This window comes from Aeromicrobium sp. (assembly GCF_036676885.1).
In the GTDB taxonomy this organism is placed as follows: domain Bacteria; phylum Actinomycetota; class Actinomycetes; order Propionibacteriales; family Nocardioidaceae; genus Aeromicrobium.
In genome coordinates, this window is sequence record NZ_JAKFCB010000111.1 from 1 (window position 1) to 10,491 (window position 10,491).

Below are 10,491 nucleotides of genomic sequence, written 5' to 3' on the forward strand. Positions count from 1 at the left end.
GTGCGCCCGAGGATCGACGCCGCCTGCTTGCGCACCTGGGCGCGGGTCAGCCGGCGCAGCTCGAGGCGCTTGGCCCGCCGGCCGCGCTCGATCTCGGTCAGGAAGACGCGCAGCGGGTGGCCACGGTGGACGTCGTCGCTGCGGTAGCTCAGCACGATCATGATCGGTCCCGACGCGACGGCGCGGAGCAGGAAGCGCAGCACGGTCAAGGTGGCGTCGTCGGCCCAGTGCAGGTCCTCGATCACGAGGACGACCGGGCGCTCGCGGGCGAAGTGCTCGAGCAGGACCGCGACACCCTCGTGCAGCCGGTGCTCGGTGCCCTGGCCGGTGACATGGTCACTCAGCTCGGGCAGCAGCACGCCGATCGTGTCCCAACCGGGGCCGGCGGCCTCGAGGACGCGGTCGGTGCCCACCTGGGCGACGAGCTCGCGCAGCACCGCGGTGATCGGGGCGTACGGAGGGGCGACCTCGCCGAGGTCGACGCACTGCCCGCGCAGGACCCGGGCGGACGCGGCGGACCGGGCAGTGAACTCGGCGAGCAACCGGCTCTTGCCGATGCCCGCCTCGCCGGCCACCACGACTGCCCTGGGCTCGCCCGCCACGACCTGGGCATAGAGCGCGTCGAGCTCGCGCAGGTCCGCGGCACGGCCGATCAGTGTCGAGCTGGAGGGCGGGAGGTGCACGAATTCATCGTGCCACCTCCCGCCGACAGATCTGCCGGGTTCAGCCACGCGCGGGAGCGTCTGAGAACAGCTCCGTCAGGCGGTGGCGCACGACGTACGGCAGGCCGCGCCTGGTTCGCGTCCGGCGGGCCTCGGAACGTACCGCCTGGCGCTCCAGGACGATGCGACGACGCTCGTTGCGGAGGATCATCTCCTGCTCGCGCTGGCGGTAGAGCGCGTTCTCCACGTAGTCCAATGCAGTCATGATGACCACTCCTTCGAATCTTGATGTCTCCATCGTGATTTCTAAGGTGGGGTCGCCACATCGGACACATGCCCTATCTTGGCGCTGACCTGCGGCTCAGATGGACTATTGACGGTCCGGGAGCGCTCCCCATACCTTGCTGGGAAGCGCGGCTCGGGCTCCGCGCCTCCCACCGTTGCTTGCTGACCTGGAGTTCATCGTGGAGCGTCTCGCCCGACTCGTCATGCATCACCGCATCGTCGTCACCGTCTTCTGGATCGTCATGCTGGTCGTCGGTGGCGTCAGCGCGTCGCAGCTCACCGACCGCCTCACGATCGACTTCTCCTTGCCCGGGCAGCCGGGCGACAAGGCGGAGAAGAGGCTCGTCGAGGAGTTCGGTGTCAGCTCGTTCGACACGTATGTCGCCGTCGTGACCCTCCCGGACGGCGAGACCGTCGACGGCAGCAAGGACCAGGTCGCCGCGGTGTTCCAGACCGCGCATGACGCGGTGCCGAACACCCGGATGGTCGACCTCGCGAGCACCGGCAACCCGGGCTTCGTCGGCGAGGACGGGCGGACGACGTACGCGCTGTTCCAGGCGCCCATGCCCACGTCCTTCGGCCCCGGGATAGAGGTGGAACTCGAGCCTGCCCTCGAGAAGGCCGCGACCGAAGCCGGCTACGAGAGTGGCCTCACCTCGTACAACCTGCTGGCGGCCGGCGGCGAGTCCGAGGGGCCCAGCGTGCTCGTCGAGACGCTGCTGGGCGCGACAGGCGCGCTCCTGGTGCTGCTGTTCGTGTTCGCGTCGCTGCTGGCATTCCTGCCGATGGTCATCGCTGCGGTCTCGATCCTGACGTCGTTCACCCTCGTGCTGCTCCTGTCGACGTTCAGCGACGTGAGCTTCGTCGTGCAGTTCCTGATCGCGCTGATCGGACTGGGCGTCGCGATCGACTACTCATTGCTCGTCGTCTCGCGATGGCGCGAGGAGCGCGCGCACGGCCACGACAACGAGGAAGCGGTCGTCATCGCGATGAAGACCGCCGGCCACGCCGTGATGGCCTCGGGTGTCACGGTGGCGATCAGCCTGGTCGCGCTGATCGTCGTGCCGGTCCCGTTCCTGCGCAGCATGGGCATCGGCGGCATGCTCATCCCCATCGTGAGCGTCGCCGTGGTGCTGACGATGCTCCCGGCCCTCCTGTCGAGCATCGGACCCAAGATCGACTGGCCCCGGATCCGCAAGGAAGGTGTCGCGTCGAAGGGCTGGTCCGGATGGTCCCGCCTGATCGTCCGTCATCGCATCATCGCGACCCTCGTCGCGGTCGCGGTCCTGGCCCTGCTGATCTTCCCGGTGCTGAGCCTCAAGATCGGCCAGGCCAACGTCGACTCGCTTGCCAAGAGCGGGCACCCCTACGAGGCCCTGAGCACCCTGCGGGACGGCCAGATCGGCACGGGTGTCCTCACGCCGGTCGAGGTGCTGGTGGATGCCGACGACGCCGAGGCGGTCGCCGAGGCCACGAGCCGCGTCGAGGGCGTCCAGATGGCCGTCGTCGGTGGCAGGAACGACGGCCAGGCGGTCGTGGACGTCATCCCGGAGGACGAGACGGTCGACAGCTCGGCCAACGCCGTGGTCGACGGCATCCGGGACGCCGCGGACGACGCGGCCGACGGGCCGGTCGGGGTGACCGGCGCGGGTGCCACGGTGCAGGACTACTTCTCGGCGGTCTACGACCGGTTCCCGTACGTCCTGGCGCTCATCGCGTTCATCACGTTCGTCCTGCTCGTGCGGACGTTCCGCTCGCTGCTGCTGCCGATCAAGGCGGTGATCCTCAACCTGCTCTCGATGGCGGCAGTGTTCGGCTCGGTCGTCTTCTTCTGGCAGATGGGGCACGGATCGGAGGCGATCTTCGACGTCTCTCCCACTGGGGCGATCACGTTCTGGCTGCCCGTGTTGATCTTCGGGTTCCTGTTCGGGCTGTCGATGGACTACGAGGTGTTCATCCTGGCGCGCATGCGCGAGGAGTACGACGCCACGGGCGACACCGAGGCCGCCGTGATCACCGGCCTCGGTCGCACCGGCCGGCTCGTCACGTCGGCCGCGCTCATCCTGTTCTTCGCGTTCGCCGCGCTCGCCTCCTCGCCGGGCGTCGACGTCAAGGTGCTGGGCACCGCGCTGGGCGTCGGCATCCTGATCGACGCCACTCTCGTACGCGCGCTGCTCGTGCCTGCGCTCGTCAGCGTGCTCGGCCGGTGGAACTGGTGGTTGCCGGACTGGCTGGCCAAGGTGCTGTTCGTCGAGCCCTCTCCCCTGGCTCCCAAGCGGGAGCGCGAGGACAAGGTCTCGGTTCCGGCGAACTGAGTCCCAGCCGACCCCGGTGCGGGGGCGCCTCAGACGACAGAGAGCGGCAGCAGCGTCTTGCCGGTGGGACCGATCTGGATCTCGGTGTCCATCTGCGGGCAGACACCGCAGTCGAAGCACGGTGTCCAGCGGCAGTCCTCGACCTCGAGGGCGCCGTCGGGGTTGAGCGAGTCCTGCCAGTCCTCCCACAGCCAGTCCCGGTCGAGCCCGGCGTCGAGGTGGTCCCACGGCAGGACCTCGGCGTACTCGCGCTCGCGGACGGTGTACCAATCGAGGTCGACCGGCTCGTCGGCCAGCGCCTCTGCGGTCTTGTCGGCCCACCGGTCGTACGAGAAGTGCTCGCTCCAGCCGTCGAAGCGGCCGCCGTCGCGCCACACGGCCTCGATGACCCGGCCGACCCGGCGATCGCCGCGTGACAGGAGACCTTCGATGATTCCGGGCTTGCCGTCGTGGTAGCGGAAGCCGATCGCCTTGCCGTACCTCTTGTCTGCCCGCACGGCGTCGCGAAGCTTCTTGAGGCGGTCGTCGGTGGTCTCATGGTCGAGCTGCGAAGCCCACTGGAACGGGGTGTGCGGCTTGGGCACGAAGCCGCCGATCGAGACGGTGCAGCGGATGTCGTTGCGCCCTGAGACCTCGCGGCCGGTCTGGATGACCCGCTTGGCGAGCTCACCGATCTGCATGACGTCGTCGTCGGTCTCGGTCGGCAGGCCGCACATGAAGTAGAGCTTGACCTGGCGCCAGCCGTGCGAATAGGCAGCGGCGACCGTACGGATGAGGTCTTCCTCGGTCACCATCTTGTTGATGACCTTGCGGAGGCGCTCACTGCCTCCCTCGGGGGCGAAGGTCAGGCCCGAGCGGCGGCCGTTGCGGCTGAACTCGTTGGCCAGCGTGATGTTGAACGCGTCGACACGGGTCGACGGCAGCGACAGGGACGTGTTGGTGCCCTCGTAGCGGTCGCCGAGCTGCTTGGCGACCTCGCCGATCTCGGTGTGGTCAGCACTCGAGAGGCTCAGCAGGCCGACCTCCTCGAAGCCGGTCTTGTCGAGCCCGTTCTGCACCATCGCGCCGATGCCCTCGATCGAGCGTTCACGCACCGGGCGCGTGATCATGCCGGCCTGGCAGAAGCGGCAGCCGCGCGTGCAGCCGCGGAAGATCTCGACGCTGAAGCGCTCGTGCACGGTCTCGGCGAGCGGGACCAGCGGGTTCTTGGGGTACGGCCACGAGTCGAGGTCCATCAGCGTGTGCTTGGCGACGCGCCACGGCACTCCGGGGCGGTTGGGCACGATGCGCTGGATGCGGCCGTCGGGGAGGTAGCTGACGTCGTAGAACTTCGGGACGTAGACACCGCCGGACTTCGCGAGGCGCATCAACACCTCGTCGCGCCCGCCGGGACGGCCCTCGTCCTTCCATTCACGGACGACCTCGCTGATCGCGAGCACGATCTCCTCGCCGTCGCCGAGCACCGCGGCGTCGAGGAAGTCCGCGATGGGCTCGGGGTTGAACGCGGAGTGGCCGCCGGCGATCACGATCGGGTCGTCGTCGCCGCGGTCGACCGCGTGCAGCGGGATGCCGGCGAGGTCGAGCGCCGTCAGCATGTTGGTGTAGCCGAGCTCGGTCGAGAACGAGAGACCGAGCAGGTCGAACGCCTTGACCGGGCGATGTGCGTCGACCGTGAACTGGGGGATGTCGTTGTCGCGCATGACCTTCTCCATGTCGGAGAACACCGCGTACGTCCGCTCGGCGAGGATCCAGTCGCGCTCGTTGAGGACTTCGTAGAGGATCTGGACGCCCTGGTTGGGCAGCCCGACCTCATAGGCGTCGGGATACATCAGCGCCCAGCGCACCCGGGCGGAGTCCCATTCCTTGCTCGTCGCGTTGAGCTCGCCGCCGACATACTGAATGGGCTTGCCCACGGACGGCAGCAACGGTTCCAGGCGCGGGAAGACGGACTCGACGGACATGCCTCTAGGTTAGGCGCTGCATCCCATGGCGCGAAAACGTCGTGCGGGACACGGCCTAGGCTTGCAGGGTGAGACGCAAACCCCGCCAGAAGCGCCCGTTCTCCCTCAAGTACGTACCCGTCGCGACCGACGGTGGACCCGACCAGGTCCTGACGATCGAGAACCACACCGACGTGTCGGTCGTGCCGACGCTGGCCTTCACGCCCCTCGACCCGTACGGCCGGGAGCTGCCCCACGTCGTCACGCAGACGGTGCACGGATCGCACCGGGGCGGACCCGTGCTTCCGGCGGGCGGCACGCTGCGCGACATCCTGCGCTTCGACGGTCCGGGGAGCCGTCAGGTTCGCGGTGTGCACGTCGAGCTGGCGGCCGTCGAGGAGATCGACCACCCTGCGCTCGAGCAGGACACCCGCAGCGTCATGATCGACCTCGAGCAGAAGGCGACCGACGACCCGACCGACTTCTGGGGCATCGGGCTGGTCAACCCCAACCCGTTCGGCGTGACCGTGCGCGTGTCGCTGCTGGAGTTCGAGGAGCGCGAGCGCGACTTCCCACGGCAGGTCGTCGATGTCGTCACCCTGCAGGAGGACGTCGACCTGGCGTCGGTGTCCAACCACGTCATCTGGCTGCCGGAGGACGTACGCGGAAAATACGACGAGGTCGAGCACCACCTGCGGCAACCGACCTACACCTGACCCTCAGCCCACGGGCAGAGGCGAAGTTCCGACTCAGAGCCGATGTGCCGGGACCTGGGCATCACCAGCATGGAGGGATGAAGACCTTCCACGAAACCATCACCGATCCCGAGGTCGTCAGGGTCCGCGGGTTGTCCAAGACGTACGGCAATCGGGTCGCCGTCGACGGTCTTGACCTCGACGTGTCCGCCGGCGAGGTCCTGGGACTCATCGGCGCCAATGGCGCCGGCAAGACCACGACCGTCGAATGCATCCAAGGTCTGCGCCGGCCAGACGCCGGCACGGTACGCGTGCTGGGACTCGATCCCGTCCGCGACGCCGACCGGGTACGCCGGCTGGTCGGCAGCCAACTGCAGAGCTCAGCGCTGCCGGACCGGTTGCGCGTCAGCGAGGCGATCGAGCTGTTCTCCACACGCAGTGCGAGGGATGCCGATGGGTTGGTCGAGCGGTTCGGGCTCGAGGACAAGCTGCGATCGTCGTTCGGCTCGATGAGCGGCGGCGAGCAGCAACGGGTGTTCCTGGTGCTCGCGCTGCTCAACCGACCCCGGCTCGTGATCCTCGACGAGCTGACGCAAGGTCTGGACCCAGCGGCCCGCCGCGAGGTCTGGTCGTCCGTCGCGCAGCTCCGCGACGCCGGCACGACGGTCCTCCTTGTCACGCACGAGCTGGACGAGGCAGAGGTGTTGTGCGACCGCATCGTCGCGGTCCGCTCCGGCCGCGTCCTCGACGCAGGTACGCCGGCCGAGCTCGTCGCACGGCATGCCGGCGTCGCCACCACACGATTCGGCATACGTGACGGTGACACCGACGGCCTCGTGAGGGCCCTGCGATCCGTGAGCGGCGTTCACGATGTCGGGCTCGACCCCGGCGGACAGGTCGCGGTCCGCGGGGACCGCTCGAGCATCGCCCACGTCGGCGCCTGGCTCGTGAGTCGCGGCGCCATACCCGCCGACCTGCGCGTCGACGTCCCGGATCTCGAGGCCGCTCTGCTGACCCTGCTCGACGGGCGCGAGGAACCCGCACCGACCGCATCAGACCTGACAGGAGCACTCCGATGAGCACCAAGACCCTGCCTGCACGCACGCACCGGTCGGCGACCCGGCGGTTGGTTTCGGCTGAGCTCCGCCTGCTGCTGCGTGATCCGCTGACGCTGACGTTCGTCCTGGTCTTCCCGATCCTGACGATGCTGATCATCGGAGGGTCGTTCGGCACCGAGCCCGACGAGGCATTCCCGGTGAACCCCTCCCACTGGTACGTCGCGTCGTACTTCACCGTCGTCATCGGCGCCACCGGCCTGGTCATGCTGCCGGTCCACATCGCGTCGTACCGGGAGCGAGGCGTCCTCAAGCGGTTCGCCGCGTCCGGCTTCCCCCGCTGGTCGTTCGCGCTGGCCCAGCTCGTGATCGGTCTCAGCGCCATCGCGGTCTCCGGCGCGCTGCTCATGGCGGTCGCGGCTCCGGTGTATGGCGTCCCGACGATCGAGGACCCGGTGCGTGTCGGTCTCGGGATCGTCGCCGGCTCCGTCGCCTTCGTCAGCCTCGGGGTCCTGCTCGGCACGGTGCTGCCATCAGCACGGGCCGCCCAGGCAATCGGCCTGCTGCTGTTCTTCCCATCGTTCCTCCTGGGCGTCGGCGGTCCCCCGCCGGCGGTCATGAGCTCTACGTTGCGATCGGTGGCCGACGTGTTGCCGCTCAAGCTCGTGACCGACTCCGTGCGCGAGCCTTGGCTCGGCATCGGGGACGGCGCCGGAGCGCTGATCGTCGTGACCCTCATCGCCGTGGGCGCGACGGCCCTGGCGGCACGACGTACGGCTCTGTGAGTCCCCGCATCCTAGGATGACGGCCATGACCGAGCGGGCGGGGCGAATCGCAGCTCCGGTCGCGGTCGCCCTGTTCGTCGTCATCGGGATCGTGAGGTCGAACCAACCGGCAGCGCTCGCGCTGGCTGCCGGCGCCGGCAGCATCGCGGTGTGCGTCCTCCTGGCGATCCGCTCGCCCACGGGCTGGCCACTCGTCACCGGACTCGCGACGGCCGCGGCCGGTGTCACCGTCGTCTGCAACGGCAATCCCTCGAGCCTGGGCTGGTTCGCTCTGTGCGTGCTCGCCGGGTGGGCGGCCCTTTACGCGCCGACGCCCCAGTCCGTCGCCCTCAGCGCGGGAATCGTCGCAGTGCTGGGTGCCCAGTGGCTCCAGATCAGCGACGAGCCGGGCTGGGGTGCCTGGATCGCGGGCACGGTGTTCACGACCGTGGTCTGCCTCCTGGCCCGCCGCCAACGCGCCCTGATCGAGCAGCTGCGTGAGGCGCAGGCTGGGCTGGCGGAACGTACCCGGGCCGAGGAACGCAACCGGATCGCCGGCGAGATGCACGATGTCATCGGGCACGCCCTCACGGTCTCGCTGCTCCACGTGTCCAGCGCGCGGCTCGCTCTCGACGACGACCCTGACACGGCACGCGCATCGCTCGCCGAGGCCGAACGGTTGGGGCAGCAGAGTCTCGCCGAGGTACGTCAGGCCGTCGGGATGCTCCGCGACCCGCACGCCTCGACCCTGGCGCCCATGCCCGGTGCCGCGCAGCTGGACGATCTCGTGACGTCGTTCCGGCGTGCCGGGCGCACGGTGCGCCTCGAGATCGACGGCGACCCAGGCAGGTTGACCACGACGGCTGGACTGGCGGTCTACCGCATCGTGCAGGAGGCGTTGACCAATGTCGTACGGCACGCGCCGGACGCCGCTGCGCGGGTCCGGCTTGCTGTCCTCGACGACCGGACCCGCCTGGTCGTCGAGAATGACGGCGGCGCCCCGGCCGTACGTCCTGCCGACGGGATGGGTGTCGGAATCATCAGCATGCGCGAACGTGCCGAGTCAGTCGGCGGCCGGCTGACTGCAGGGCCGGCGGACTTCGGTTGGCGGGTCGAGGCGGTCCTGCCTCCGAGTCACCAGGTGCGCGCATGATCCGGGTTCTGTTGGTCGACGACCAGGAGCTGATCCGCGCCGGGCTCCGCGGCATCCTGCGCAGCCGATTCGGCTTCGAGGTCGTAGGCGAGCTGCCCGATGGTGCCGGGATTGTCGAGACCGTCGAAGAGCTGCGGCCCGACGTTGTCGTCATGGACGTACGGATGCCCGGCACTGACGGCGTGACCGCGACGCGACTGGTCCGAGCCATGCCGGGCTCACCTCCGGTGCTCGTCCTGACCACGTTCGAGCACGAGGAGGTCCTGGCGGCCGCCCTACGTGCGGGGGCCGCCGGCTTCCTGCTCAAGGGCGTGCCGGCCGAGGACCTCCAGCGAGCCGTGCGGGCCGTGGCCGATGGCGGCGCCTGGCTCGATCCGGCGGTGACCGGCAAGGTCCTCGCCACGTACCGCGACGGCGCCATCGCGCTGCACACCGCGGAGCTGGACGCGCTGACACCCCGCGAGATCGAGGTGCTCGAGCTGATCGGCACAGGACTGAGCAACGCCGAGATCGCCGAGCGCCTGACCCTCAGTGAGGGCACGATCAAGACCCACATCAGTCATGTCTTCGCCAAGCTGCACCTGCGCGACCGGGCGGCCGCGGTGGTGTTCGCCTTCGACCACGGACTCGTACGGCCGGGGCCGCGGGACTGAGTCCCCAGCCCGAACGTTCAGGGCGAGCTGATGATCCAGTTGTAGTGGAAGTCGTGGCCGCCGCGGACCGACATGAGGCCGATCCACACCGGCATCATCATCTCGGTCATGACGGCGGTCTCGATGCCGCCCAGGTCGATCATCTGGACGTCCCGCCAGCCGAGGAGCGCCAGGAACTCCCGGACCCTGGCCTTCGCCGCCTCGTCGTTGCCACTGAGGAACACCACGTGATCGCCGGGCACGATCGACGGGTCGACCATGACGTCGCAGTTCATGGTGTTGAGCGACTTGACGACGTACGTCTCGGGGAACGACTCCTGGAGCCGCCGCCCGATCGAGCGATCCGGAGCCGCGAGCCACGGCGGCCCGGCGCGGTTGGGGTCGAGCTCGTTGGACAGGTCGACCACGGTCTTGCCGGACAGCACGTCGGCGCCGATCGACTCCATGACGCTCAGCGAGTTGATGCCGTTGGTCGCGTTGACCAGCAGGTCGGCGTGGGCGGCGGCGTCGGCGAACGAGCCCGTACGCACGCCCAGCTCGCCGAACGGCGCGAGGCTCGCTGAGTCGGCGGAGCGAGCTCCCACCAGGACGTCCCGGCCCAGGTCAGAGAGCCTGCGGGCGAAGGCCCGTCCCACCATGCCGGTCCCGAGGATCCCGATCGCGCTCATGGCACGAGCGTAGCCACCGCGCTGCTCAGAGGTCGGGGAACCAGAGCGCGATCTCGCGCTTGGCCGAGTCCTCGGAGTCCGAGGCGTGCACGAGGTTCTCCCGGTTGGACAGCGAGAGGTCACCGCGGATCGTGCCGGGTGCGGCCTGCCGGCCGTCGGTCACTCCGTTGAGCAGGCGTACGACCGAGATCGCCTCGTCACCCTCGAGCACCAGCGCGACCAGCGGGCCGGAGATCGCGAACTCGCGCAGCGGCGGGTACCACGGCTGGTCGACGTGCTCGGCGTAGTGGGCGTCGGCCTG

At 69.2% G+C, this 10,491-nt stretch carries 11 protein-coding genes; 6 read left to right on the plus strand and 5 right to left on the minus strand.

The genetic code is table 11. The annotated features are described in order from the left end of the window. On the minus strand, nucleotides 1–683 hold a 683-nt coding region (locus V6M46_RS05620), incomplete at its 3' end, for an AAA family ATPase (protein WP_332662796.1). Between the two features lie 40 nt (nucleotides 684–723). Then, entirely contained in the window at nucleotides 724–927 is a 204-nt protein-coding gene (locus tag V6M46_RS05625; protein ID WP_332662797.1) for a hypothetical protein, read from the minus strand. Nucleotides 928–1,126: 199 nt separating this feature from the next. Between V6M46_RS05625 and V6M46_RS05630 the strand changes: the two genes are divergently transcribed. Next, nucleotides 1,127–3,262: an MMPL family transporter gene (locus V6M46_RS05630; protein WP_332662798.1), complete on the plus strand. Its 2,136-nt coding sequence runs from the start codon at nucleotides 1,127–1,129 to the stop codon at nucleotides 3,260–3,262. A 29-nt stretch (nucleotides 3,263–3,291) separates the two neighbouring features. On the opposite strand, the gene V6M46_RS05635 is transcribed toward V6M46_RS05630, so the two are convergent. Then, a complete protein-coding gene (locus tag V6M46_RS05635) occupies nucleotides 3,292–5,223 on the minus strand; it encodes a TIGR03960 family B12-binding radical SAM protein (RefSeq protein WP_332662799.1) in 1,932 nt (643 codons plus the stop codon). A 68-nt stretch (nucleotides 5,224–5,291) separates the two neighbouring features. Here V6M46_RS05635 and V6M46_RS05640 point away from each other — a divergent pair, with 68 nt between their 5' ends. The 5 genes from V6M46_RS05640 to V6M46_RS05660 all read left to right on the plus strand — a co-directional run bounded on the left by V6M46_RS05640 (nucleotide 5,292) and on the right by V6M46_RS05660 (nucleotide 9,522). Beyond that, complete coding sequence (locus tag V6M46_RS05640; RefSeq protein ID WP_332662800.1) at nucleotides 5,292–5,918, plus strand: hypothetical protein; 627 nt, start codon at nucleotides 5,292–5,294, stop codon at nucleotides 5,916–5,918. A 77-nt stretch (nucleotides 5,919–5,995) separates the two neighbouring features. Continuing rightward, on the plus strand, nucleotides 5,996–6,976 hold the full coding sequence (locus V6M46_RS05645) for an ABC transporter ATP-binding protein (RefSeq protein ID WP_332662801.1): 981 nt from the start codon (nucleotides 5,996–5,998) through the stop codon (nucleotides 6,974–6,976). Then, the gene (locus tag V6M46_RS05650) at nucleotides 6,973–7,737 is read left to right on the plus strand and encodes an ABC transporter permease (RefSeq protein ID WP_332662802.1); all 765 of its coding nucleotides are present in this window, start codon (nucleotides 6,973–6,975) and stop codon (nucleotides 7,735–7,737) included. The genes V6M46_RS05645 and V6M46_RS05650 overlap by 4 nt, the downstream gene beginning before the upstream one ends. Before the next feature lie 25 nt (nucleotides 7,738–7,762). Beyond that, nucleotides 7,763–8,869, plus strand: coding sequence for a sensor histidine kinase (locus V6M46_RS05655; RefSeq protein WP_332662803.1), 1,107 nt, complete (start codon nucleotides 7,763–7,765; stop codon nucleotides 8,867–8,869). Further along, a complete protein-coding gene (locus V6M46_RS05660; RefSeq protein WP_332662804.1) occupies nucleotides 8,866–9,522 on the plus strand; it encodes a response regulator transcription factor in 657 nt (218 codons plus the stop codon). Before V6M46_RS05655 ends, V6M46_RS05660 begins: the two co-directional genes overlap by 4 nt. 17 nt (nucleotides 9,523–9,539) lie before the next feature. On the opposite strand, the gene V6M46_RS05665 is transcribed toward V6M46_RS05660, so the two are convergent. After that, nucleotides 9,540–10,190 carry an NADPH-dependent F420 reductase gene (locus V6M46_RS05665; RefSeq protein ID WP_442880451.1) on the minus strand — a complete coding sequence of 217 codons (651 nt, stop codon included), beginning with the start codon at nucleotides 10,188–10,190 and terminating at the stop codon, nucleotides 9,540–9,542. A gap of 25 nt (nucleotides 10,191–10,215) precedes the next feature. Beyond that, nucleotides 10,216–10,491: nucleoside-diphosphate kinase (locus tag V6M46_RS05670; RefSeq protein ID WP_332662806.1), on the minus strand; the 276-nt coding region annotated here is incomplete at its 5' end.

Bases quoted from the DNA above. Each gene is read 5' to 3' on its own strand.
- V6M46_RS05625 (WP_332662797.1), bottom strand. From the start codon at position 927: ATGACTGCATTGGACTACGTGGAGAACGCGCTCTACCGCCAGCGCGAG.
- V6M46_RS05635 (WP_332662799.1), bottom strand. From the start codon at position 5,223: ATGTCCGTCGAGTCCGTCTTCCCGCGCCTGGAACCGTTGCTGCCGTCC.
- V6M46_RS05645 (WP_332662801.1), top strand. From the start codon at position 5,996: ATGAAGACCTTCCACGAAACCATCACCGATCCCGAGGTCGTCAGGGTC.
- V6M46_RS05650 (WP_332662802.1), top strand. From the start codon at position 6,973: ATGAGCACCAAGACCCTGCCTGCACGCACGCACCGGTCGGCGACCCGG.
- V6M46_RS05655 (WP_332662803.1), top strand. From the start codon at position 7,763: ATGACCGAGCGGGCGGGGCGAATCGCAGCTCCGGTCGCGGTCGCCCTG.
- V6M46_RS05660 (WP_332662804.1), top strand. From the start codon at position 8,866: ATGATCCGGGTTCTGTTGGTCGACGACCAGGAGCTGATCCGCGCCGGG.
- V6M46_RS05665 (WP_442880451.1), bottom strand. From the start codon at position 10,190: ATGAGCGCGATCGGGATCCTCGGGACCGGCATGGTGGGACGGGCCTTC.